The organism is Photorhabdus asymbiotica, from assembly GCF_003634575.1.
Lineage (GTDB): Bacteria > Pseudomonadota > Gammaproteobacteria > Enterobacterales > Enterobacteriaceae > Photorhabdus > Photorhabdus asymbiotica.
Genome location: NZ_RBLJ01000002.1, coordinates 24,564 through 50,488, shown reverse-complemented (window position 1 = coordinate 50,488; position 25,925 = coordinate 24,564). Strand labels below are relative to the sequence as shown.

The window sequence follows — 25,925 nt, the reverse complement described above, 5'->3', positions numbered from 1 at the left end:
TTACACATCCAAAATAGTTTTCTTTTCTGAGTGATAGTCTGAATTTTCATGATTCACATGATCAAAACGATGAGTAAGCTGATTTAGCTGTTCCATTGAAACATCTTTGAACCCGTAATCACTGGGGGTTTTTATTCCGCCCAATTGAGCCTGCTTTTGACTAGTAGCAATGACTTCATTAAGTGCTTGTTCAAATGCCGTGATAAATATCTCTGTTCGGGTTTGTGGTAAGCGGGAATCTACGCTGAATTGCAGTTTTCCCCTCTGAACTGAGCCATTGATGCCCAGTAGTAGATGGCGGCCATTTTCGCTAGCTATCACAGCACCACAATCATCGTTGGTTATGGACCAGTCTTGATGGTTGGTCCTTCCTAACTGGCCAAGGTAGTTGAAACTGATGGTTGGTAAATCGCCAGTCAGATATCCCGCTTGATGTAACGCACTGTAACCAATACCTTTATTTGGTACGCCACGAAGCATCTCTTTGGTGTGGATGATGGTTTCTGCAATATCAGTCTGCATTTCCAGGCGGACAGGGTACATGGTTGTAAACCAGCCAACGGTTTCGGAAAGATCTAATGTGTCGTCAATGGATTCCCTCCCATGTCCTTCCAGAATGATGTAGTTTACAGCTTGGGAGAAAGTCTCCTGTAACGCCAGTGTCAATGCGCTCAACAGTAAGTCGTTAATTTCAGTGTGGTAACCGGTGTTGGCTTCATGTAGTAGAATGTCCGTCATTTCGGCAGGAATGCTTAACAGGTGCTGAGTGATGTTATCTAGCACGGGTTTGGTGTCGTTTCCTGCTATCACCTGTTGCCAGTAGGGTACTTCATCCTGATGCTGCTGAGCATAACGATGGACAGCCGTTACCCATTGTCGATAACTGCTAGTCTTCGGTGGTAAGGCCATCTCTTGTAATAACAGACGTATATGTTCAGCAATAATTCTCCAGGAAACGGCGTCAATAATCAGATGGTGGAATGCGAAGAATAGCCGGGCACTGCCATCTGTGTATCCGGTCAGATGACCTGCTTGCCATAATGGCCCGTTGTTGTAATCGAACCCACTTTGCCATTGGGTTAGTTGTTGATGTAATGCTTCCTTATTTGATCCCCTGATATCACAGTGATGTAAAAGGGAATATGAAGATGGCATCTCTAAGGAATAGTACTGATGATAGCTGTTTTCGGTTTCTATAAAACGGGCACGTAGTATATCGTGTTGTTCGGCCAACATTATCAGCGCCTGTTTAATCTGTACAGATTTGATATTCCCGGGGATCTGAAGCATAAATGCCTGATTCCAATGGTGTGGATTTGGCCAATTCCAGTCGAAGAAGATCTGCTGGATAGGCAACAGGCCAAATTCCCCGCTTAACAATCCCTGCTCTGCGAGCACGTTAACTGTGGGCGATGAGAGTGCTAGTAGTTGGGCTAACCGGGCCACTGTTGGGGCTTCAAAAATTGATTTAACTTGGAGGGAGAAGCCTGCTTGGCGCAGTTTTGAGGCCAGTTGGATACTGACAATGGAATCTCCACCAATACGGAAAAAGTTATCTTCAATGCCAATACGTTCCAGCCCCAATACGTCCTGCCAAATGGCACACAGTTGGGTTTCCAGTGAATTGCGGGGCGCTACGTACCCCTCTTTGACTCCCCAGACAGGCTCCGGCAATGCCTGTCGGTCCACTTTGCCATTCAGAGTCAGGGGGACAGACTCAATGCGGGTTAAGCTGGCTGGCAGCATATAGTCTGGCAGGGAAGAAGATAAGTGACGGATTAGCCTGTCGTCTGAGAGTGCTCCCTCTGTGACCAGATACGCCACCAGGACTTTATGGCCGTTATGCTCACGATCAATCACCACCGCCTGTTTGACTTGCGGGTGGGTAGTCAGGGCACTTTCAATTTCGCCCAGTTCAATGCGGTAACCACGGATTTTGACCTGAAAATCATTGCGTCCCAGGTATTCCAGAGTGCCATCCGGCTGCCAGCGGACTAAATCGCCGGTTTTATACAGACGGGTATACCCTTTGGTCTTATCTGCTGCGGTGGCAAAGGGGTTTGCCACAAACCGCTGGGCGGTCAGGTCAGGCCGGTTCCAGTAACCCCGAGCTAATCCGGCGCCACCGATATACAGTTCTCCCGGCGTTCCGACAGGAGACAGATTGCCGTGATTATCAAGAACGTAAAGGCGGGCATTATTAATGGCTTTGCCGATATTGGTAGGGATGCCCCCCCGTTGATATATTTTTTCGGTGGCACAAACGGTCACCTCGGTTGGGCCATAAGAATTTAGGACATTGCAATGACGGCTGAAATGTTCAAGAAAATCCAGCGAGGGGGATTCTCCGGCGGTCACTAATAACTGTAAGGAAGGTAAGTGGGAACCAACTAACAGCTTCAGTATTGCTGGCGGTAAGGCCGCTATCTCAATGCTTTCGCGTTGAATGAGTTTTTCAACGGCGGGGGCATTGCGTTCTGTTTCGCTGCAAAGGTAAAGAGTCAGGCCATTAAATAAACCGGGGAAGAGTTCGAAAACAGAACCATCGAACACATAAGCGGCAAACATTAAGGATTTTTTTCTTTTTAAGGCATCAAAAATTTCAGTCTGTGCTGCCGCCATATGCACCACATTTTTGTGCTCAATCATGACCCCTTTCGGCTGGCCGGTGGTGCCGGAGGTGTAGATGATATAGGCCAAATCCGAGGGGGTGTTTACCGATGCCGGATTGTCCACAGGCTTGTCTGCGGTGATTGTCGGGTCATCTGCTGCTATCAGCACTGGTTGTTCTGTGCATGTTTGCTTGTCTGTCGCCAGCGTGGCTAGATACCTTTGTTGTGTGACGACACAGGGGGCTTGGGTATCGTCTAAAATAAATCGAACCCGCTCTAATGGATAATCAGGGGAAATGGGGACATAAGCGCCGCCGGCTTTCAGTACCGCTAAGATACTGATAACCATTTCCAGACTGCGGTCGAGGTAGAGGGCGATTGGGGTATCCGCTGGCATAGGGACAGGCTTGTGTTGCTGATAACGTTCACGGATCACATAAGCCAGCTGGTTGGCCCGTTCGTTAAGCTGACGGTAGGTCAGGGATGTGCCTGCAAACACCAGCGCCACGGTATCGGGAGTGCTTGCCACCTGGGCTTCAAACAGTTGTTGCAGGGTTTTATCCTGCGGGTAAGGCGCATCGGTCTGATTCCAGCAATGCAGCAGGGTATGGCGCTCCTGTCCGGACAAGATATCAATCCCGGCCAGCGATGGGGTCTGGTCTGCCACGAAGGCTTCCAGTACCCGTTGATACATCCCCGCCAGTCTGACGAGGGTGGTCTCTGCAAACAGGCTGACGGCGTAGTTCAGACACCCGGTAATCTCGGTTTGCCCATCGGATAGAAACAGGCTCAGGTCAAACTTGGCCGGGCTGTATAACGGCGTATCCAGCGGCACTGGCCTGAACGGCAGACGGCTGTCTGGGGGATGATTGCCAAAGCTTTGTAACCCGAACATGACCTGAAAAATCGGATGGCGGGCGGTGTCACGTTCAATATCCAGAGCCTCAACCAGCTGTTCAAATGGCATATCCTGATGGGTTTTGGCTTCAGTGACCCGCTGATGGGTCTGTTTAATCAGGGCTGCGACACTGTCGGCTTGTTGAAGTGGTATCCTTAAGGCGAGTGAATTGACAAACATCCCTATCAGGGTGTGGGTTTGGGCGTGGTGGCGGTTATCTGCCGGCGTCCCCAGGACGATATCGTGTTGCCCGGATAATTTTGCCAGCGTGAGAGAAAAGGCACTGAGCAGCACGGTATACAGGGTAGTTTCCTGTGTTTTTGCCAGCGTTCTTAACTGCTCAGAAAGTCGGGCGTCCAGCACAAAATGGAAATCCCGTCCCTGATAATTCACCCGTGCGGGTCTGGGATAATCGGTGGGCAGGTTCAGTGATTCATAGCCGGCCAGGGTCTGTCGCCAGTAAGTGAGCTGGCGTTCACGGGTGTCCCCCTGTAAATAGTCCCGTTGCCAGGCGGCGTAATCGCCATAGGTAATCTCCAGCGGGGGAAGCTGGCTGTCACGGCCTTCCCGCAGGGACTGATAAATCTCTGCCAGTTCCGCCATAAAGATATCGATTGACCAGCCATCCATGGCGATATGGTGCCATAGCATGAATAAGTAATGCTGGCCAGATACCGGATAGTGGCACAGGCGCAGGCTGGGTTCGGTGGTCAAATCAAACGGGGTGGCTATTTCAGTACGAACCATGTTCAACAGCGGGTCAGCGTTTTCACAGGACCGGATAACCAAATTGCTGTCCAGTTTCTGAGGATAAACCTGCCCGTCATCATCGCAGCGGTACACCATCTTCATCACCGCATGGCGTTCGGCAAGCAGGTTAATGGCGGCTTCTAACTGGGGCAGACAGGCATCATTATGCAGCTGAACCAGATAAGGGATATGGTAGGTATCGGAGCCTTGTTCAAACTGTTCGATAAATAGCATCCGCTCCTGGGCAAACGATAAGGGGTAGCGCTCCTGAGCCCGATGAGGGATAACCGTATAAGTTTGTTGTTCCAGCTGGGTTGTCAGGCCCGCGATGGTTTTCAGGGTAAATAACTGCGCCAGAGAGACTTCGGCTGCCAATATGCGGCGGATGGCGGCGGTCAGCCTGATGGCGGTCAGGGAATTGCCCCCGATGCGGAAGAAATTATCTTCAATGCCTACTCGCTCCAGCCCCAATACGTCCTGCCAGATGGCACACAATTGGGTTTCTAGTGGATTGCGGGGCGCTACGTACCCCTCCTGGTTTCCCCAGACCGGTGCCGGCAATGCCTGCTGGTCCACTTTGCCGTTCAGGGTCAGGGGGATGGACTCAATGCGGGTCAAGCTGGCTGGCAGCATATAGTCTGGCAGGGAAGAAGATAAGTGCCTGATGAGCTCATCGTCTGAGAGTGCTCCCTCTGTCACCAGATACGCCACCAGGGCTTTATTCCCCTCATATTCGCGATCGATCACCACCGCCTGCTTGACCTGCGGGTGGGTAGTCAGGGCCGTTTCAATTTCGCCCAGTTCAATGCGGTAACCGCGGATTTTGACCTGAAAATCATTGCGCCCGAGATATTCCAGAGTGCCATCCGGTTGCCAGCGGACTAAATCGCCGGTTCTGTACAGGCGGGTGTAACCGCGAGCCTTGTCCTCTGCGGTGGCAAAGGGGTTTGCCACAAACCGCTCGGCAGTCAGGTCAGGCCGGTTCCAGTAACCCCGCGCCAATCCGGCACCGCCGATATACAGTTCTCCCGGTGCCCCGACAGGAGACAGATTGCCGTGATTGTCAAGAACGTAAAGGCGAACGTTATTAATCGCTTTACCAATGTTTGTTGCAATATCGCCCCGTTGATACTGCTTCCCCGTCGCACAAACGGTCACTTCCGTCGGGCCGTAAGCATTCAGTATGTTGTTATGTTGGCTGAAATATTCAAGAACACTGGCAGAAGGTGACTCTCCGGCGGTCACTAATAATTGCAGGGAAGGCAACTCAGCATCAGTTAATAATTTCAGTATGGCCGGTGGCAGGGTGGCCATTTCAATGTTTTCCCGTTGAATGAGCTTTTCAACGGCGGGGGCATTGCGTTCTGCTTCGCTGCAAAGGTAAATGGTATGACCATGAAAGAGGCTGAGGAATAACTCGGAAACCGAGGCGTCGAAGACATAAGCAGCAAACATTAAGGTTTTTTTTCTCTCTGTGGCATCAAAGATTTCTGCCTGTGCTGCCACCAGATGAGCCACATTTTTGTGCTCAATCATGACCCCTTTTGGCTGGCCGGTGGTGCCGGAGGTGTAGATGATATAGGCCAAATCTGAGGGGGTGTTTACTGATGCTGGATTGTCCACAGGCTTGTCTGCGGTGATTGTCGGGTCATCTGCTGCTATCAGCACTGGTTGTTCTGTGCATGTTTGCTTGTCTGTCGCCAGCGTGGCTAGATACCTTTGTTGTGTGACGACACAGGGGGCTTGGGTATCGTCTAAAATAAATCGAACCCGCTCTAATGGATAATCAGGGGAAATGGGGACATAAGCGCCGCCGGCTTTCAGTACCGCTAAGATACTGATAACCATTTCCAGACTGCGGTCGAGGTAGAGGGCGATTGGGGTATCCGCTGGCATAGGGACAGGCTTGTGTTGCTGATAACGTTCACGGATCACATAAGCCAGCTGGTTGGCCCGTTCGTTAAGCTGACGGTAGGTCAGGGATGTGCCTGCAAACACCAGCGCCACGGTATCGGGAGTGCTTGCCACCTGGGCTTCAAACAGTTGTTGCAGGGTTTTATCCTGCGGGTAAGGCGCATCGGTCTGATTCCAGCAATGCAGCAGGGTATGGCGCTCCTGTCCGGACAAGATATCAATCCCGGCCAGCGATGGGGTCTGGTCTGCCACGAAGGCTTCCAGTACCCGTTGATACATCCCCGCCAGTCTGACGAGGGTGGTCTCTGCAAACAGGCTGACGGCGTAGTTCAGACACCCGGTAATCTCGGTTTGCCCATCGGATAGAAACAGGCTCAGGTCAAACTTGGCCGGGCTGTATAACGGCGTATCCAGCGGCACTGGCCTGAATGGCAGACGGCTGTCTGGGGGATGATTGCCAAAGCTTTGTAACCCGAACATGACCTGAAAAATCGGATGGCGGGCGGTGTCACGCTCAATATCCAGAGCCTCAACCAGCTGTTCAAATGGCATATCCTGATGGGTTTTGGCTTCAGTGACCCGCTGATGGGTCTGTTTAATCAGGGCTGCGACACTGTCGGCTTGTTGAAGTGGTATCCTTAAGGCGAGTGAATTGACAAACATCCCTATCAGGGTGTGGGTTTGGGCGTGGTGGCGGTTATCTGCCGGCGTCCCCAGGACGATATCGTGTTGCCCGGATAATTTTGCCAGCGTGAGAGAAAAGGCACTGAGCAGCACGGTATACAGGGTAGTTTCCTGTGTTTTTGCCAGCGTTCTTAACTGCTCAGAAAGTCGGGCGTCCAGCACAAAATGGAAATCCCGTCCCTGATAATTCACCCGTGCGGGTCTGGGATAATCGGTGGGCAGGTTCAGTGATTCATAGCCGGCCAGGGTCTGTCGCCAGTAAGTGAGCTGGCGTTCACGGGTGTCCCCCTGTAAATAGTCCCGTTGCCAGGCGGCGTAATCGCCATAGGTAATCTCCAGCGGGGGAAGCTGGCTGTCACGGCCTTCCCGCAGGGACTGATAAATCTCTGCCAGTTCCGCCATAAAGATATCGATTGACCAGCCATCCATGGCGATATGGTGCCATAGCATTAATAAGTAATGCTGGCCAGATACCGGATAGTGGCACAGGCGCAGGCTGGGTTCGGTGGTCAAATCAAACGGGGTGGCTATTTCAGTACGAACCATGTTCAACAGCGGGGCAGCGTTTTCACAGGACCGGATAACCAAATTGCTGTCCAGTTTCTGAGGATAAACCTGCCCGTCATCATCGCAGCGGTACACCATCTTCATCACCGCATGGCGTTCGGCGAGCTGGTTAATAGCGGTTTCCAACAGGGGCAGACAGGCATCATTATGCAGCTGAACCAGATAAGGGATATGGTAGGTATCGGAGCCTTGTTCAAACTGTTCAATAAATAGCATCCGTTCCTGGGCGAACGATAAGGGGTAGCGCTCCTGAGCCCGATGAGGGATAACCGTATAAGTCTGCTGTTCCAGCTGGGTTGTCAGGCCGGAGATGGTTTTCAGGGTAAATAACTGCGCCAGAGAGACTTCGGCTGCCAATATGCGGCGGATGGCGGCGGTCAGCCTGATGGCGGTCAGGGAATTGCCCCCGATGCGGAAGAAATTATCTTCAATGCCTACTCGCTCCAGCCCCAATACGTCCTGCCAGATGGCACACAATTGGGTTTCCAGTGGATTGCGGGGCGCTACGTACCCCTCCTGGTTTCCCCAGACCGGTGCCGGCAATGCCTGCCGGTCCACTTTGCCGTTCAGGGTCAGGGGGATGGACTCAATGCGGGTCAAGCTGGCTGGCAGCATATAGTCTGGCAGGGAAGAAGATAAGTGCCTGATGAGCTCATCGTCTGAGAGTGCTCCCTCTGTCACCAGATACGCCACCAGGGCTTTATTCCCCTCATATTCGCGATCGATCACCACCGCCTGCTTGACCTGCGGGTGGGTAGTCAGGGCACATTCAATTTCGCCCAGTTCAATGCGGTAACCACGGATTTTGACCTGAAAATCATTGCGCCCGAGATATTCCAGAGTGCCATCCGGCTGCCAGCGGACTAAATCGCCGGTTTTATACAGACGGGTGTAACCGCGCTCCTTATCTTTATTTGTGGCAAAGGGGTTTGCCACAAACCGCTCGGTGGTCAGGTCAGACCGGTTTAAATATCCCCGTGCCAGTCCAGCGCCGCCGATGTAAAGCTCTCCGGGGGCACCAATAGGTACAAGGTTTCCGGAATGATTCAAGACGTAGGCATACATGTCATTTAATGGCCGTCCAATGCAAGATACTGCTGTGGCGTCGTTTTGGGTTAATTTCTTGTAGGTAACATGTACGGTTGTTTCGGTTATCCCATACATATTGATGAGAGCGGGAGATTGATCGCCGTAATGGTTCCACCAGGGTTTCAATTGAACCGGATTCAGTTTATCTCCACCAAAAATCACGTAGCGGAGGTGGGGAAATTCTGCACCAATATTTAATGAGGCATCGATAAAGGCATAAAATGCCCCGGGTGTTTGATTCAATACAGTGACATTTTGATCTGAACAGAGGCGACTGAACCTGCCAAAATCTTTGGTGCACTCGACTGTCGGAATAACTAAACGCCCGCCATAGAGCAATGCTCCCCATAGTTCCCATACACTGAAATCAAAGGTGTAGGCATGGTAAAGCACCCAGGTATCATTTTGGTTAAATTGATAATCCTTCTGTGTGCTGGTAAATAAACGGACAACATTATGATGGGTTTGTAACACGCCTTTTGGCTGGCCGGTGGTGCCTGAGGTATAGATAACATATGCCAGATCTGTGGCTCCGCTGACGGGTACCAAATCTTCTGTCGGCAGGTTTTCTATTGCCCTCCTATCATCCACAGTTATCAATGCAGGCTGTTTAGTTTGTACCTGCGTATATTCCCTCAGCGTTGTCAGATATCGCTGTTGAGTCAACACACAGGGGGATGCGGTATCTTCTAAAATAAACCGGACCCGTTCCGGCGGATATTCCGGGGAGATGGGTACATAGGCTCCCCCGGCTTTCAGCACTGCCAGAATGCTGATTACCATTTCCAGACTACGATCCAGATATAAAGCTACTAGCGTATCGGCTGGTATGGGTTTATTGCACTGCTGTTGATATTGTTCACGGATCGCAGCAGCCAACTGATTAGCCTGTTCGTTTAGCTGGCGATAAGTCAGTGTTTTCCCTTCAAACACCAATGCCACATTGTCCGGTCTGGCTGCTACCTGAGCCTCAAATTGTTGCTGAAGAGTGCGGACTTGCGGATAGGATATATCAGGCTGATTCCAGGTATGCAGTAATGTATGGCGCTCCTGCTCTAATAAAATAGGTAATTCACTGACTAATGATGCAGGGTTGTTGAGTAAGGTAATAAACAGGTTTTGTAATCGTTTAAGTATTCTGTTGATATCCTGCTTACTAAAGTATTTCCGTAGATAATCTATCGTTATTTTTAGTTCCTGAGTATACCCATAGTCTTTCAATCTAAAGACGATAGGATGAATGTTAAAAACCCCATCTATATGATAGTGCTGATTTTCGGTGGCTTCTAAGTCTGACTCAGAAAAACGTTCATAGAAAATAGATATATTGGGTAGAGAAAGCTTATGTTTATGAGCAATTCGAGCAAGGTGAGATTGAGGAAATTTACAGTGATAATAACTATTTTTTAGTTCGGATTTTATTAATTTAATCTGTTCAATCATACTAGCCGCATGAGAAATATGACAATACACCGGATACATATTTGCCTGCATCCCTACAACATATTTTTCTGATTTTCCCTCTCTTCCATGTGTGATCGTGTTAAAAACCAGCTCTTGTTGTCCTGTAAGTTCAGTCATAATAATGCTGACCAGACTCGAAAAGATGAAAAGCAGATTGGTTTTGTATTCTTTACAAAAAGTACGTAAATCTTCTTTAATTGAAAGAGGTAATATTAACGTACAATTATTACTACCTGTATTCTGATAGCAAGGTGTTAATTGATGTATTTCTTTTTTCTTCAGAAAATCAAACCAATAACTCTTATCTTTTTCATACTGAGTGCTATTGAAATATTTTCTCGACTTGATTATTGTAGTTAAATATTGTGGGATTTCCGATAACCATGTTATTGATGTTCCGTTTTCAATACATGTATACAGCTTGTGGACATATTCATGAAGTCGATATAACCCGACACCATCAATCATAATATGGTGGAATTTAGTGAAAAAGTAATATTTTTCATTGTCTAAGCGAATCAATGTAACCTGATATGGAGTTTCTTTTAAATAATCGATAGGAATACCTATTTGTTGCTTCATCCAAAGATATGCTTTCTTTTCGGAATCAAGCTGCATCGAAACATCATAGTACTTGATTAATTCTGGCGTGCGCTGATTTTGAATATATTGAATAGCTTCATTATCTGAATTAATTGATATACGTAAACGTAACATATCAATATGTTGATATAGTAAATTCCATACTTTTTGCAAAATAACCATATCAATATTTTTTTCTATCAATGTATACCAGCCGAGGCTGTGTATTGGGCTATTCTCATAAAGCACTTGTTCGTAAAACACATCTTCCTGAGAAGGATGAAGACTATATAATTTCGAATCCAACGAACCCTCAGATATTCTCATAATAAACCATACGAATGTATTCCGTTTGCAAGTTATTTGTAATTTATGGCATGAATGAGTAGATTTCATTACTTTCCTGACTTTAAATTATCTATGTTACAACATGAATTTAATAGGCATTGGTATAATCTATCATTGCGTCATTACAGATAATCTCGCAATCTTTCAACACTCTTCCTCATGAAAAAATAGTTAATATAATATTTATTGGCTAATGATTCACTTTCTATTAATTTCCTATAGACTCAAGTACACATATTTTTTACCAACCTTGTTTTTATTAAATTTACTTTCAGAAATTATTATTATCTTTATCTATCATACTATAATCATAATTTTTTTCGGCGTAATAATGATTGTTATTTAAATTGAGATCTATATTGTATAACAAGCTTTTTAATCAGGGCAAGATCGCTAATATTTTTTAATCGCGAATAAAGAATAAATCAGTTGATTAGGAAAAGGGAAGTCGCTGTGATCTTATACTCTCTTTTTGAGAGAAGATACCATGTGCCTTCAGATGGAACCGCTAAAAACTTTTCTCAGTGGCTAAATTCAGAGTTTCGTATAAAAATTTATTGTTTTTACGAATTAGATCACAAATTGAGGCAGATTATTCCTGTGACTTATCGCGAATCTTACGCTCGATAAGCTAACCATACGCATCAAAATAACGGCTAGGCTAAATTTCAGAGGGATGGATGCTAAGATAATTCGCGAGGGTCTGACCAGAATTGGAAGATTTCTCGCAACTTTGAGCATAAAAACAATTGTGTTCTTAAAGTGCAAGTTCGCCAGAATTTCATGGATAATATTGGCGAGGCAATTCAAAATGTGGGCCATCTTTTAGTGACTTCCAGTCTCCACCCCAAATAATAGGAATATTCAAACGCTGGGCAGCTTGTTTGACAGTAGTTGCAAGTTCAATAAAGGCTTGCCAGTTATCCCAGGGAATAGTGCTATTGATTAATGGTGCGAGATCGACAGCGTGTCCGGTTAAATGGCGGCTGTTCAATGTTTGGCTATGCCCATCAGCAAACATTTGCCGTTGGCGTTCGGCTGTTCTTAGCCCCTCAATAACACAAAAATCGGTATTGGAGAGCTGTAGAGCTAAACGGGTAACCTTCACCAGATCAGGATGTACACCAATTAAATTTTGTTCACTTCTTTTGCTGAAGTAGAAGCTATTGTTGATACTCATTTTTTGTCTTCACCACCGAAAAATTTTCCCCACAGATAACTGATTCCTGTGCTTCCCATCGTTCCAAACAGTCCGGAAATAACGAAAGTCATGTAAAGGCTGACGCCACTCTCAAAACTGAGAAATCCACCAAGAAATCCCGTAAAACTGGATACAATCATTTGACTTGTTGCTTCTTTACAATCCCAACGTATCTTGTCCTTTTTCATATCAATAATGTATCGGACAACTCCGCCCCATGTAGAAAATGTACCTATAATTATCCAAATAATTACATCTTCATCATTCGGTATTTTAAATGACATATATCCTCCTTCCGAATAGTTTTAATGGTGATGTTCGATTGGACAGTGTTTTCCATTATTAAAATTTTAAGTATCACATCATGTTTAATGAAGGATTGATGTTTATTAGAATATTCATAATAGCTTTGTCTTTGCCTCTATGTAAATGAAATTGCATAAAAAGCAAATTGCATTATTGGCAATGTACTTATTCTGGATTTTTCGGCACGATAAATTATTGGTGTAAGTTTTATATCATGAGTAAAAATTCGGAATGATATTCCTGTCATTTTGTGGCGGTAGCGTTACTCAAGATATTATCCTACATCATATGTTGATTATTGTAATCAATCGAGCTATTTTTTGTCTAAAAAGGGGCTTTTATGTCTACAAGTACATCTCAAATTGCGGTTGAATATCCTATTCCTGTCTATCGCTTTATTGTTTCTGTCGGAGATGAGAAAATTCCATTTAATAGTGTTTCAGGATTAGATATTAGTTATGACACCATTGAATACCGAGATGGTGTTGGTAATTGGTTCAAAATGCCGGGTCAGAGTCAGAGCACTAATATCACCTTGCGTAAAGGCGTTTTCCCGGGGAAAACAGAACTGTTTGATTGGATTAACTCTATTCAGCTTAATCAGGTAGAGAAAAAGGATATTACCATCAGTTTAACTAATGATGCAGGTACCGAATTATTAATGACCTGGAATGTTTCTAATGCTTTTCCCACTTCATTGACTTCACCTTCATTTGATGCCACCAGTAATGATATTGCAGTACAGGAAATTACGCTGATGGCAGATCGGGTGATTATGCAGGCTGTTTGAAGCATTGATATTTAATCATCTCATATAAGGGAACTTTTATGACAACCGTTACCAGTTATCCTGGCGTTTATATTGAAGAATTAAATAGCCTGGCCTTGTCAGTTTCAAATAGCGCCACAGCGGTTCCTGTTTTTGCTGTGGACGAACAAAACCAATATATTAGTGAAGATAATGCAATCCGTATTAATTCGTGGATGGATTATCTTAATCTGATTGGCAATTTTAATAATGAAGACAAATTAGATGTTTCTGTGCGTGCTTATTTTGCCAATGGAGGTGGATATTGTTATCTCGTCAAAACAACGAGTTTAGAAAAAATTATTCCAACCTTGGATGATGTAACCTTATTGGTTGCTGCGGGCGAAGATATTAAAACGACAGTAGATGTTTTATGTCAGCCAGGAAAAGGGTTATTCGCAGTCTTTGATGGCCCTGAAACAGAGTTGACTATCAACGGTGCGGAAGAGGCAAAACAAGCCTATACCGCCACACCATTCGCTGCGGTTTATTATCCTTGGTTGAAAGCGGATTGGGCTAACATAGATATTCCACCCAGTGCAGTGATGGCGGGAGTTTATGCATCGGTGGATTTATCCCGTGGTGTATGGAAAGCGCCTGCCAATGTTGCGTTGAAAGGGGGCCTGGAACCTAAATTTTTAGTCACGGATGAATTGCAGGGTGAATATAACACTGGCCGCGCTATCAATATGATTCGTAATTTCAGTAACACAGGTACTACGGTTTGGGGTGCAAGAACCCTGGAAGATAAAGACAATTGGCGTTATGTTCCAGTGCGACGCTTGTTTAATTCTGTGGAGCGGGATATCAAGCGTGCCATGAGCTTTGCTATGTTCGAGCCTAATAATCAGCCTACTTGGGAGCGGGTACGGGCGGCGATTAGCAACTACCTTTATAGCCTGTGGCAACAGGGGGGATTAGCTGGCAGCAAAGAAGAAGACGCTTATTTTGTGCAAATTGGTAAAGGTATAACGATGACACAGGAGCAGATTGATGCAGGGCAAATGATTGTTAAAGTCGGTTTGGCTGCTGTACGGCCTGCGGAATTTATCATTCTCCAGTTTACGCAAGATGTAGAACAGCGTTAATCATATGATTATGAGGAGTTATCATGTCTGCTATTCTGAAAGCGCCTGGCGTTTATATTGAAGAAGACGCTTCCCTAGCGTTGTCTGTCAGTAACAGCGCGACTGCCGTGCCTGTTTTTATCGGAAAATTTACTCCGACAGTGGTTGATTCAATCCAAGTCTGTACCCGTATCAGCAACTGGCTTGAATTCACTTCCTCTTTTTCCCTAGCTCCAACAGTTGAGATTGTTGTCCAATCTAACACTGAATCTGAATCTGAATCTGAAACTTACCACTATATTGAGACAATCAATTTATCTCCAGCTGTGGAAGCATTGCGACTCTATTTTCAAAATGGCGGAGGAGCTTGCTATATCTACCCATTAAATGATGCTGAAGATGAATTGGTTCTGGCGGCCATACCAGAAGTCATTGAACAGAAAGGTGATATTACTCTGTTGGTTTGCCCGGAACTCGATCTGGATTACAAAACTAAGATCTATGGCGCAGTGAGCTCACTGTTGAATGATAACAAAGTGGGCTATTTCCTGATTGCGGATAGCAATGATGGAGAATCTGTGTCAGGAGTATGGAATAGTGCTAAGGCCGCCGCCTATTATCCCCAGTTGGAAACTAACCTAAAATTTTCCACGTTGCCTGGGGATAAGGACATTCGTATCAGCGGTTATCAGGATGATGATGAAACACATAAACCGAAAAACTTGGATGAGCTCAGGACAATCAACGAGGCGTTGGCACAGGATATTGATGCAAGATTGCTCGAGGAGAAACAACGTGCTGTCATCATTCCGCCAAGTGCTGCCATTGCGGGCATTTATTGCCAAACGGATAATCGTCGCGGTGTTTGGAAAGCGCCAGCCAACGTTGCGCTCACAGGGATCGGGAGTTTGCTTGATAAGGTAGACGATGAACGGCAGGGAGAGATGAATGACAAGGGAATCAATGTCATCCGTTCATTTACCGACCGTGGTTTTATGGTCTGGGGAGCCCGTACTTGTGTGGACGCTGCCAACATCAGCTGGCGTTATATTCCTGTTCGTCGCCTGTTCAATTCCGTTGAACGAGATATCCGCCAGGCGCTGCGCGCTGTGTTGTTTGAAACTAATAGTCAGCCTACCTGGGTACGTGCTAAGGCTGCCGTTGATCAATATCTTTATACCCTTTGGCAGAAAAATGCATTGATGGGTGCTCGCCCGGAAGAAGCTTATTTTGTGCAAATTGGTCAGGATATCACCATGTCCGAGGCTGATATTAAACAGGGTAAGATGATCATGACTGTTGGTTTGGCAGCAGTGCGGCCAGCTGAGTTCATCATTCTGCAATTTACGCAGGATGTTGTTCAGTAATCTCCATGACTAAACGCCAGGCACTGTATTGACAGTGCCTACTCTAACCATCTTGGAGGAGGTGATGATGATGGAGAGACTCCAACCGGGTGTGACTTTAACAGAAAGTATAATCACGATGGGTCAGCAAGAGATACCCAGTGCTGTGCCGGTGTTTATTGGTTACACCGTTCGTTATCCGGAACAATCGGAAGCATCAGTCCGTATCGACAGTTTGGCCGAGTATACCAGCCTGTTTGGTGACGACCATGTGATGATGTTTGCTGTCAGGCACTATTTTGATAATGGCGGGCAACAGGCATTTGTTTTACCCCTGAAGGACAATATGCCATCAGTGGAGATGACCACAGCTGAAGCGGAAAATCTGATAGCCGCATTGCGCTCTGCTACGGTTAGCGAAGCCATTGGTGGGCATAGTCAGATTACACTGATTTTGGTACCGGATATGGCTCGGCTTAATGACAGTGATATTGATGACTCCTCAACCCAGGTAAGCCTGTGGTCCCAAGGCTGGGAGGCGCTGCTGCAATTGAGTCAGGTTAGGCCCAACCTCTTTGTGCTGTTAGATGCGCCGGATAATGTTGAACAGGCGCAGAAGTGTATGACAACGCTATCGTCAGATTATCGTCAATGGGGGGCAGCATATTGGCCTCGTCTGGAAACTACCTATCAGAAAGAAATATCTGGCAAGGACAATGAATCTCAGGGAATTTTCCAGGGGACTGTTCTGTCACCCACAGCCGCGGTCGCAGCGGTAATTCAACGCACGGATAACGACGCGGGTGTTTGGAAAGCACCGGCCAATATTGCCTTATCCCAGGTTATTCGACCTGTTAAATCTTATCTTCAGGGAAGTGTACTGTTTAACAGCAGCGGCACTTCGCTCAATGTGATCCGCAGTTTCCCAGGTAAGGGCATACGGGTATGGGGATGCCGCACTCTGGAAAACACGGATAATACGCAGTGGCGCTATCTGCAAACACGTCGGCTGGTTTCCTATGTAACAGCGCATTTGACCCAATTGGCTCGCATGTATGTCTTTGAGCCAAATAATGAACTTACCTGGATGAAGTTAAAAGGACAAAGTTACAACTGGTTACGGCAATTATGGTTGCAGGGTGGCTTGTATGGTTCACAGGAGGATGAGGCATTTAACATTCTGTTAGGCGTAAACGAGACGATGACTGAGGATGATGTTCGTGCAGGAAAAATGATCATGAAAGTTGAGTTGGCTGTGTTGTTTCCTGCCGAATTTATTGAGATCAGTTTGGTGTTTAATACCCAAACAGAGGCGCTGTCTTAAGAAGGAAAAAGTACGATGAACGATTATTACACACCCGTGGTATCCCATCGTTTTATGGCGAGTTTTATTTTTAACCGCATTCCCGATCCGCTGGATATTCGTTTTCAGCGTATCTCTGGCCTTAGTCGGGAACTACAGGTGACTCAGTACAGTGAGGGAGGAGAAAATGCCCGTAATAACTATTTAGCTGAGAAAATCCAACACGGTACGTTGACTTTGGAACGGGGCGTGATGACAGTCTCGCCATTGACCTGGATGTTTGATCGGGTATTGAGTGGTGAAAAAATCGCTTATGCCGATGTGGTGGTGATGCTACTGAATGAAAATTCACTGCCATTGTCCAGTTGGACGTTGAGCAATGCGCTGCCGGTACGCTGGCAAACCAGCGACTTTGACGCTAACAGCAATGCCATATTGGTGAATACCCTTGAATTGCGTTACCAGGATATGCGCTGGCTTGGAGTCAAAATATGACAGTAGAAATCAGAGAGTTACTTATCCAGGCAAAGGTAGTGCCATCAACACGACCGACTGAATCAGAACGGCAAAACCATTCTTTGATACAGGAAAGTCTGGATGAGGCGACTTGGGTGGAAACGATAAAACGCGAAGTGTTGGCCGCATTACGCGATGAGGAAGGGTGGCGTCCATGAGTCTGATTGAACGTGGTTTAGCTAAGCTGACAATTAATGCTTATAAGGATAGGGAAGGGAAGATACGGGCAGGAACGTTGCAGGCCATGTATAACCCTGACTCCTTGCAACTGGATTACCAAACGGATTATCAGCAATCCCAAGCGATTAATAGCGAAAAGCAAAGTAGCATTTATGTACAGGCCAAGCCCGCAGGGTTATCACTTGAATTAATTTTTGATGCCACGATGCCGGGTAACAAAACCCCCATTGAAGAGCAGCTCATGCAGCTCAAGCAACTGTGCAGTGTGGATGCAACCAGTAACGAGACGCGATTCCTGCAAGTTAAATGGGGCAAAATGCGTTGGGAAAGTCGGGGTTACTTTGCTGGCAGGGCCAAGAGTTTGTCTGTGAATTACACTTTGTTTGATCGTGATGCGACTCCCTTGAGGGTACGGGTAATATTGGCATTAGTGGCTGATGAAAGTCTGGTGTTGCAGGAGACTGAACAAAATCTGCAATCTCCGGCAAAAATCGCATTACGCATACAGGATGGGGTATCTCTGGCTCTGATGGCAGCCAGTACGGCATCAACATTGTCAGGCGGTGTGGATTATCTGACGCTGGCCTGGCAAAACGGTCTGGATAATCTCAATGGGTTCGTTCCGGGTGAAATATTGCAGGCCACCAGGGGAGACGAATCATGAGCCACCAACTGAAAATTATTGCAGATGGTAAGGCACTGTCACTTTTGGCCGCGGTAGATGTGGACACCTGTTATCGGGTTAACAGTATACCTTCTGCGACATTGAAACTGAGCGTACCGGATAGGCCACTCTCTTCTTTCAGTCAGACGGATGTTCAGACAGAACTGGCCCACTGTCAGGTAGGGAAAACCCTGCGTCTGGAATTGATTGATGGTAGCAAAAAATGGGTGCTGTTTAATGGTCTTATTACCCGTAAGGCTCTGAGAATTAAGAATAAGCAATTATTGCTCACTCTGGTTGTCAAGCATCGGTTGCAACTGATGGTGGATACCCAGCATTCACAGCTGTTTAAAGACAAAAGCGAAAAAGCGATCTTAAGCACGCTATTGAATCAGACCGGAATCAATGCTCGCTTCGGAAAGATAGCGGCGTTAGATCAAAAGCATGAACAGATGGTGCAATTTCGTTGTTCAGACTGGCATTTTCTGTTGTGCCGACTGTCGGCAACCGGTGCATGGTTGTTACCTGCCATAGAAGACGTTCAGTTTGTTCAACCTGATGCTCTGAAATCAAACTCAGCCTATACCTTGAAGAGCAGGGGGGATGAGAACAAAGACATCGTTGTCAAGGATGCTTACTGGCAGTTTGACAATCAAATCAACCCCGCTTTGCTGGAAGTCAGTGGCTGGGATATCAGTAAGCAGCAGGTACAATCAGGCGGTCGCTACGGAAAAATCGCGTTGGGTAAGGCGGCACTCTCTCCTGATGGATTGGCATCCCTTAATAAAACGGGTTGGGACATTTGTTATAGCAGTCCGTTAACAACCCAGGAAAGCGGTTATCTGGCACAGGGATTATTGCTTAACCAGCGCATTTCTGGGGTGACAGGAGAATTTTTGCTCAAAGGAGATGGGCGTTACCAGTTGGGAGACAACATTCAGCTGACTGGATTTGGTTCACAGTTAGATGGTACGGCAAGCATTACTGAGGTTCGCCACCGTCTTAATCGGCGAATTGATTGGGAAACCACGGTGAGCATTGGTTTACAACATGAATATTTGCCGATATTACCTGATGCTCCCGAACTACATATTGCGACAGTAGCGAAATATCAGCAGGACAGTGCGGTGTTAAACCGTATCCCCATTATTCTGCCGGTACTGAATCGTCCCAATGAATTTTTGTGGGCCAGATTGGGGAAACCTTATGCTAGCCATGAAAGCGGTTTCTGTTTTTACCCAGAGCCAGGTGACGAAGTTATTATTGGTTTTTTTGAAAATGATCCGCGTTATCCAGTTATTTTAGGTGCTATGCATAATCCGAAAAATAAGGCCCCTTTTGAACCAACCCAAGATAATAGGGAAAAAGTATTGATCGTTAAAAAAGGTGAAGCGCAACAACAATTAGTCATTGATGGCAAAGAGAAAATGATCCGAATTAATGCGGGTGAAAATCAAATAATGCTTCAGCAAGATAAAGACATTTCTCTGTCAACGAAAAAAGAATTAACACTGAAAGCGCAGACAATGAATGCCACGATGGATAAATCATTGGCAATGTCCGGGAAAAACAGTGTTGAAATCAAAGGCGCAAAAATTAATCTTACCCAATGAAAGGTGACGATGAATGGAAAATCAAATACTGACACAACTCTATGGTCGTGGTTGGGCTTTTCCTCCGGTCTTTTCCCTTGAAAAGGGGGTAGAGATGGCTGAAGGGGCGGAAGATGTGAGACAAAGTTTGCAGATTCTGTTTAGTACTGAGCCGGGGGAACGTCTTATGCGTGAAAATTATGGCTGCGGATTAAATGATTTTATGTTTGAAAATATCCGCAATGAACTTATTGCTGAAATTGAATCCCATATCCATGACAACGTATTACGATATGAACCCCGGGCTGATATGACTGATATTCAGGTTCGTCAATCCCCTGGCATGGGGAATACTTTGCAAGTGCAGGTCATGTATCGCCTGAGAGGGAGTGATATCAATCAACAAATCCAGGGAGTACTTGCACTGAGTGAAGGCCGGGTGACGGAGGTAGTATGAGTGAAGCGATTGTGGTGGATGGTGACGTGTTACAGTTTGATCCCAACTTTGGCAATCGGCAGGTGACGGTTCCCAGCCCAGGAAAAATTAGCGGCACAGGACATGCGCAGGTAAGTGGAAAAAAAGTGTGTATTCTGGGGGATGAGAAACAGGTCAGGGTTTCTGCAACCTATATTACAACAACACATACTACGCCGGGAACAGGAACCATTACTATCAGTGCTCTGGATGCTGGCCAGCAGGCCCTTCAGTGTACCAGTGGGGCGGCTTTAATTATCAAGGGGCAGCAATTTACGGCGATGTTTACGCCTGAATTGCCAGCCATGAATAATACAGTGACTCCGCCACAACCGGATGTTACGACACCTTCATCAGGAAAAGGACGTTTTATCACTCAACAAAATTTTGCTACCGTAAATTAGAGTATTGACTGAATTAAATAGAATTAACGAAGGTGTAAATAATTATTTATTTGCTGACGAATCGCTGTGACAAATAAACACAGGTGATGTTATGGAATTAAATGAGTTAACTAACAAATTGTCAAATTTGGTGCCAATGACCGATTTTAAATTAGATAATCGAGCCAGTTTGCAATTGCTTAAATATATTGAAGCGTATACGAAGATAATACCCTTTAATTCTGGCGATAAATATTGGAATGACTTTTTCTTTATGTCAGGAAATACGCCAGAGAAACTTGCAAAATTATATCAGAAAGAAATAGAACCCAATGGGGAGTTATTACCTCAGCAGGCTTTTTTGTTGGCGGTTTTGCGTTTATTGGAAACACCAATATCCTTATTAAATGTATTACCTGCTGCTCATCGTGAGCTCTATTATCGGGAGCTTTTAGGCTTGTCTTCCCATGCGGCACAGCCTGATCAGGTTGCTTTATCTATGGAACTGAATTCGACAGTGATGGAACAGCTGCTCCCTGAAGGAACCCTGTTTGAGGCTGGTCAGGATGAACAAGGCAATGCATTGCAATATGCCCTGGATGCCAGTTTGCTGGCTAATCGTGGATATATCAGTGACTTGCGCTGGTTACGGAATGACGGGGAAAAGCAATGGGTTACTTCTGCTCCATGGGATTTACAGGCACAGGTGTCACTGCCGTCTGATGGGATACGATTATTTGGTAAGACAAATAGTGATCAGCAGGTATTTGGTGGGGTGTTGATAACGTCATCACTTCTGGCGATGGAAGCGGGGATAAGGAAGATCATTGTTACTTTTGAGCAGGAGATGAACACCCAAGAACTGGTGGCACAGGTCAGCAGTGGAAATCAATGGCTAACATTGACGTCTGAGGTAAATAAGAAAGAGGTCACACTGACACTGTCAGACAAAGAACCGGCAATCAGTGCGCCAGAGGATCTGGATAATCTCTTTTTCACGCAACCGGTACTCAGGCTACAGGGAAAGGATAGTCAGGCACTGCCGGAGGTGACGGGTATCAGCGTTTCGGAAAAGGATGATACTAAGGATACCTCTTTTGAGATGTATCACTTAACACCATTTGGTTATAGCAGTGATATAGAGCCATTGGAGGAAAATCCAGCGTTATATTTAGGCTTTACTGATGTAAAGCCAGGGCAAACACTGGCGCTGTATTGGAAATTAAAATCCCCGCAGCAACCAACCGTTTCCTGGTATTACCTGGATCAACATAATCAATGGGCTGAATTGGATTCATGGGTCAGTGATGGAACCCAGAATCTGTATCAGGATGGTACTTGGCACGTTGAGTTGCCTGTGGATGCATCCAATCAGGCAGAGCAGATGCCAGTTGGACGCTATTGGTTGCGGGCAGTGGTGGAGGTACCCGCTCATGAGGGGGCGTTGGGGAAGGCTCCTTGGCTATATGGTCTAATCTATAACGCCATGACGGCAACCTTGGTTAATGTAGATAGCATCAGTGACAGCCATTTCTTAACCCCTTTGCCTGCCAGCAGCATACAGCGGCCCGTTGAACCCATCATTGTGTTGGCATCGGTCAACCAGCCTTGGGCATCATGGGGTGGACGTATACCTGAATCCTACAGTGCCTTTTTTGAACGGATAGCTCAAAACCTGTCTCATCGAAACCGGTCCTTAACCTGGGGAAATATGGTGACATTACTCAAAGAGCGTTATGTCAGCATCTTTGATGTTAAGTATCCAGGTAATGATGAACTCACCAGAGTGCCAGCATTGGAGCAGCAGCAACTAACAGTGATTCCAGCAAACCGGTACAACGATAGCGATGATTCTCTGCGTCCGGTACTGAATCCTGCTCGTCTGCAAGAGATGGCTGATTGGTTGCAGCAGAAAGACTCTCCCTGGGCCTCTATTGAGGTCAGGAATCCAGAATACTTGGATGTGAAAATCCATTACGAGGTGATTTTTAAACCTGATGTGAACGAAGATTTTGGCTATCGCCAGCTACAGCAGCAACTGTGTGAGGTGTATATGCCTTGGAGCATAGATGAGCAGCGGCCCGTTGTATTGAATAACAGCATTAATTATTTCCAGTTGTTAGCCACTATTCAACAGCAACCGCTGGTTGAGCGAGTCACTCGTCTGACACTACATCGGGCTGATTCTTCTGATGAGAGTGATGGTACAGCATCTGTGGAAGCCAAAGATAATGAAGTGCTTATTTTAGTCTGGGAAGAGGACGATAATCTGCAATACCGAGGAAATGACTATGAGTAATCAGGATGCACTGTTTCATAGCGTTAAAGACGATATTCACTTTGATACCTTGCTGGAACAAGCTCATCAGGTGATTGAAAAACAGGCTGAAAAACTGTGGAGTGATACGGCAGAGCATGATCCGGGTATCACATTTTTGCAGGGAATCAGTTACGGTGTGTCAGATTTGGCTTACCGACATACATTACCCCTGAAAGATTTACTGACTCCGGCGCCGGATGAGCAGCAGCAAGAGGGAATTTTTCCTGCCGAATTTGGCCCGCATAATACACTGACTTGTGGGCCGGTGACAGCGGATGATTATCGCAAGGCATTGTTAGATCTACACAGCAGCGACAGCCTGGATGGTACTCAGCAGGATGAGGGGGATTTTCTGTTCCGGAGTGTGCAACTGGTGCGTGAACCGGAAAAACAGCGTTATACCTATTGGTATGATGCAACCAAGAGGGAATATAGCTTTGTCAACAGTGAAGGGGCTAAAGAGTTTACCTTGCGGGGGAATTACTGGTTGTATCTGGAACCAACCCGTTGGACTCAGGGTAATATTGCCGCTGCTACCAGACAACTGACAGAATTTTTGACTAAAAATCGCAATATTGGTGAATCTGTCAGCAACATTATCTGGCTACAACCGGTTGATCTGCCACTGTTGCTGGATGTTGAACTGGATGATGATGTAGGTGCACAGGATGTCCCCGGTATTTTTGCGGCGGTGTATAGCACCGCAGAGCAGTATCTGATGCCTGGAGCACAGCGTTACCGTACGGAAGTACTGCAAAATGCTGGGATGAGCAATGATCAAATCTTCGAAGGTCCATTATTGGAACATGGCTGGATACCAGAGCTGCCGGCAGCCCGTGATTATACTCAAAGGCTCACTCTCAATCTTAGCCGGTTGGTAAATAGTCTGCTTGAGATTGAGGGCATTAAACATGTGAATCGTCTTCGTCTGGATGATAGCTTCGATAAAACTGCTATTGAACCCGTTAAGGGGGATACCTGGTCGTGGTCGATCAAAGAGGGCTATTATCCACGTCTTTGGGGAGAAGACCCACTTAACCAATTGGCGCAACAAAATGGCCCGCTTAGGGTGATAGCCAAAGGAGGGATTAGCGTCAGTGTGAGTAAAGAGCAAATCCAGGCCAGTTTACCCAGTCAATCACTGATTCAAAATGAGCCGGTAATATTGGCTTACGGCCAGCACCGTGACGTTGGCAGCTATTATCCCGTCAGTGATACTTTGCCGCCTTGCTATGGACTACAACATTCTTTGTCTGAAAGTGAACACTTATTGCCACTTCATCAATTTATGTTGCCATTTGAACAATTATTGGCCTGTGGTTGTCAACAGATAGCCATGCTCCCGCGGTTACTGGCTTTTCAGCGCGAAGGTTATGAGGTTTGGGGTGATCAGTGGCCCTTTAAGTCAGGCTCAGTGAATGATGACGCCCATCAAGATTATGCCCCTGCATTAAAGGATTTGTTAGGACAGATTGCGCTGGATAGTGATCATGAATTGGATATTATTAATTACTTGCTGGGTTACTTTGGCACACAGCGGGCACCGCGTACCTTTACGACACAACTCGATGATTTTCGTGCGGTCCAACAGGGTTATCTGGCCCAGCAACCGACATTGACTTACCACCGCTCCAATATTCGTATCGATCAGGTATCGTCGCTACAAAAACGTATTGCTGCTCGCATGGGGCTGGGCGGTGAGTTGTTTAAACCTCAACCGGATCTGAGCCAACTGCCTTTTTATTTGATTGAACATCGAGCGTTGCTGCCAGTCAAACCCAATAGTCAGTTTGATAAGGAACAGAAACCAGCCTCGGTGACAGAGGAGGGGGGCAGCCAAACAGGTCAACATTATGTGGTCATTGAACAGAAGGGCATTGATGGCAAGCTGACACAGGGGCAAGTGATCAATTTAATTCTGTATGAAGGAGAGCAGGGAGAAACCCAATTTACGATACGCGGTCAGATGGTATTCAAAACCGAGGGGGATAAGTTTTGGTTGGATGTGAATAATAGTGCGCAACTGGAATATAATCTGGCGCGGGTAATGACAGCAGCCAAGGCGAGTAAACTCTTTTGGCAAAACAGCCCGGTATGGATGGAGGATATGGGCTATCGTCTGGCCTATGCTAGTGACCAATCCTCATTGCCTGTGAATCAACGGCGCTTGACCCGCACAGTGCAAACTCCATTCCCGCCGATGGTTGTTGTAGGTAGCGAAATCACCCTGTTAAAGCAGGTGGGGATAGTCAATTTAAAAAAAGCGGAGTCAGAAAAACTTTATGCAAAAGTTGTTAGCTTTGATCGCATTGAAGGGACCTTGATTATTGAGCGTTTGGGTAATTCCACTCTGGCTTTTCCTACCTCGGAAGAGGCGTGGCGGTATAGTTGGTATTTTTCGGGGGAGAAATATGAAAGGACTGACCGCTTTTCATTTGTGATTAGCGTAGTAGTGAACAGTGACTTAATTAAATTGCCCGGTGTTGATCCCTATAAATTGGAAGAATGGGTGAAAGAAACGATTCTTACCGAATTTCCAGCTCATATTTCTATGATTATCCATTGGATGGATCGGGAAGCCTTTTTAAATTTCGCCAATACCTATCAGCGTTGGCAAAATAATGGTACGCCACTGGGGGATGCGGCTTATTCCATTCTAGAAAGTTTGACACTTGGTAAATTGCCATCTGCCTTAAAAGGTGTTGGCACAATGCGTATTGCCACATCTAGTCAAAGAGAAGAAGTGGTGGGTAGTAATGGTGATCAATGGAATACAGATGGAATAACCCAGAATGAATTATTCTATGTTCCTAAAGAGAGCTAGGAAAAATAAATATCTGCCACTAATGATGTTGA

General features: G+C 46.2%; 15 protein-coding genes. 12 read left to right on the top strand and 3 right to left on the bottom strand.

Going from position 1 to position 25,925, the window contains the following annotated elements:
* The 3 genes from BDD30_RS06900 to BDD30_RS06890 all read right to left on the bottom strand — a co-directional run bounded on the left by BDD30_RS06900 (window position 1) and on the right by BDD30_RS06890 (window position 12,393).
* Entirely contained in the window at window positions 1–10,887 is a 10,887-nt protein-coding gene (locus tag BDD30_RS06900) for a non-ribosomal peptide synthetase (protein ID WP_041382956.1), read from the bottom strand.
* A gap of 802 nt (window positions 10,888–11,689) precedes the next feature.
* Entirely contained in the window at window positions 11,690–12,088 is a 399-nt protein-coding gene (locus BDD30_RS06895; RefSeq protein WP_015835474.1) for a M15 family metallopeptidase, read from the bottom strand.
* Entirely contained in the window at window positions 12,085–12,393 is a 309-nt protein-coding gene (locus tag BDD30_RS06890) for a phage holin family protein (protein ID WP_015835473.1), read from the bottom strand. The genes BDD30_RS06895 and BDD30_RS06890 overlap by 4 nt, the downstream gene beginning before the upstream one ends.
* A gap of 362 nt (window positions 12,394–12,755) precedes the next feature.
* On the opposite strand from BDD30_RS06890, the gene BDD30_RS06885 reads away from it, so the two are divergent.
* From BDD30_RS06885 to BDD30_RS06830, 12 genes are all read left to right on the top strand, one after another.
* On the top strand, window positions 12,756–13,205 hold the full coding sequence (locus BDD30_RS06885) for a phage tail protein (protein ID WP_015835472.1): 450 nt from the start codon (window positions 12,756–12,758) through the stop codon (window positions 13,203–13,205).
* A gap of 38 nt (window positions 13,206–13,243) precedes the next feature.
* On the top strand, window positions 13,244–14,311 hold the full coding sequence (locus tag BDD30_RS06880; RefSeq protein WP_015835471.1) for a phage tail sheath family protein: 1,068 nt from the start codon (window positions 13,244–13,246) through the stop codon (window positions 14,309–14,311).
* A 23-nt stretch (window positions 14,312–14,334) separates the two neighbouring features.
* Window positions 14,335–15,657, top strand: coding sequence for a phage tail sheath family protein (locus tag BDD30_RS06875; protein WP_015835470.1), 1,323 nt, complete (start codon window positions 14,335–14,337; stop codon window positions 15,655–15,657).
* A gap of 70 nt (window positions 15,658–15,727) precedes the next feature.
* A complete protein-coding gene (locus BDD30_RS06870; protein ID WP_041382954.1) occupies window positions 15,728–16,960 on the top strand; it encodes a phage tail sheath C-terminal domain-containing protein in 1,233 nt (410 codons plus the stop codon).
* A 15-nt stretch (window positions 16,961–16,975) separates the two neighbouring features.
* Window positions 16,976–17,434, top strand: a complete 459-nt coding sequence (locus BDD30_RS06865) for a phage tail protein (RefSeq protein WP_015835468.1) — start codon at window positions 16,976–16,978, stop codon at window positions 17,432–17,434.
* Entirely contained in the window at window positions 17,431–17,613 is a 183-nt protein-coding gene (locus BDD30_RS06860; protein ID WP_015835467.1) for a DUF5908 family protein, read from the top strand. The genes BDD30_RS06865 and BDD30_RS06860 overlap by 4 nt, the downstream gene beginning before the upstream one ends.
* Window positions 17,610–18,299, top strand: a complete 690-nt coding sequence (locus BDD30_RS06855) for a CIS tube protein (RefSeq protein ID WP_015835466.1) — start codon at window positions 17,610–17,612, stop codon at window positions 18,297–18,299. Before BDD30_RS06860 ends, BDD30_RS06855 begins: the two co-directional genes overlap by 4 nt.
* Window positions 18,296–19,912 carry a phage baseplate assembly protein V gene (locus tag BDD30_RS06850; RefSeq protein WP_015835465.1) on the top strand — a complete coding sequence of 539 codons (1,617 nt, stop codon included), beginning with the start codon at window positions 18,296–18,298 and terminating at the stop codon, window positions 19,910–19,912. Before BDD30_RS06855 ends, BDD30_RS06850 begins: the two co-directional genes overlap by 4 nt.
* A gap of 13 nt (window positions 19,913–19,925) precedes the next feature.
* On the top strand, window positions 19,926–20,348 hold the full coding sequence (locus tag BDD30_RS06845; RefSeq protein WP_015835464.1) for a GPW/gp25 family protein: 423 nt from the start codon (window positions 19,926–19,928) through the stop codon (window positions 20,346–20,348).
* Window positions 20,345–20,770: a hypothetical protein gene (locus tag BDD30_RS06840; RefSeq protein ID WP_015835463.1), complete on the top strand. Its 426-nt coding sequence runs from the start codon at window positions 20,345–20,347 to the stop codon at window positions 20,768–20,770. The genes BDD30_RS06845 and BDD30_RS06840 overlap by 4 nt, the downstream gene beginning before the upstream one ends.
* Before the next feature lie 91 nt (window positions 20,771–20,861).
* Complete coding sequence (locus tag BDD30_RS06835; protein WP_015835462.1) at window positions 20,862–23,048, top strand: hypothetical protein; 2,187 nt, start codon at window positions 20,862–20,864, stop codon at window positions 23,046–23,048.
* On the top strand, window positions 23,041–25,893 hold the full coding sequence (locus BDD30_RS06830) for a hypothetical protein (protein ID WP_015835461.1): 2,853 nt from the start codon (window positions 23,041–23,043) through the stop codon (window positions 25,891–25,893). The genes BDD30_RS06835 and BDD30_RS06830 overlap by 8 nt, the downstream gene beginning before the upstream one ends.
* Window positions 25,894–25,925: the final 32 nt, after the last annotated feature.

Bases quoted from the DNA above. Each gene is read 5' to 3' on its own strand.
- BDD30_RS06880 (WP_015835471.1), top strand. From the start codon at position 13,244: ATGACAACCGTTACCAGTTATCCTGGCGTTTATATTGAAGAATTAAAT.
- BDD30_RS06855 (WP_015835466.1), top strand. From the start codon at position 17,610: ATGAGTCTGATTGAACGTGGTTTAGCTAAGCTGACAATTAATGCTTAT.
- BDD30_RS06830 (WP_015835461.1), top strand. From the start codon at position 23,041: ATGAGTAATCAGGATGCACTGTTTCATAGCGTTAAAGACGATATTCAC.
- BDD30_RS06875 (WP_015835470.1), top strand. From the start codon at position 14,335: ATGTCTGCTATTCTGAAAGCGCCTGGCGTTTATATTGAAGAAGACGCT.
- BDD30_RS06850 (WP_015835465.1), top strand. From the start codon at position 18,296: ATGAGCCACCAACTGAAAATTATTGCAGATGGTAAGGCACTGTCACTT.
- BDD30_RS06865 (WP_015835468.1), top strand. From the start codon at position 16,976: ATGAACGATTATTACACACCCGTGGTATCCCATCGTTTTATGGCGAGT.
- BDD30_RS06870 (WP_041382954.1), top strand. From the start codon at position 15,728: ATGGAGAGACTCCAACCGGGTGTGACTTTAACAGAAAGTATAATCACG.
- BDD30_RS06860 (WP_015835467.1), top strand. From the start codon at position 17,431: ATGACAGTAGAAATCAGAGAGTTACTTATCCAGGCAAAGGTAGTGCCA.
- BDD30_RS06845 (WP_015835464.1), top strand. From the start codon at position 19,926: ATGGAAAATCAAATACTGACACAACTCTATGGTCGTGGTTGGGCTTTT.
- BDD30_RS06890 (WP_015835473.1), bottom strand. From the start codon at position 12,393: ATGTCATTTAAAATACCGAATGATGAAGATGTAATTATTTGGATAATT.
- BDD30_RS06835 (WP_015835462.1), top strand. From the start codon at position 20,862: ATGGAATTAAATGAGTTAACTAACAAATTGTCAAATTTGGTGCCAATG.
- BDD30_RS06900 (WP_041382956.1), bottom strand. From the start codon at position 10,887: ATGAGAATATCTGAGGGTTCGTTGGATTCGAAATTATATAGTCTTCAT.
- BDD30_RS06885 (WP_015835472.1), top strand. From the start codon at position 12,756: ATGTCTACAAGTACATCTCAAATTGCGGTTGAATATCCTATTCCTGTC.
- BDD30_RS06840 (WP_015835463.1), top strand. From the start codon at position 20,345: ATGAGTGAAGCGATTGTGGTGGATGGTGACGTGTTACAGTTTGATCCC.
- BDD30_RS06895 (WP_015835474.1), bottom strand. From the start codon at position 12,088: ATGAGTATCAACAATAGCTTCTACTTCAGCAAAAGAAGTGAACAAAAT.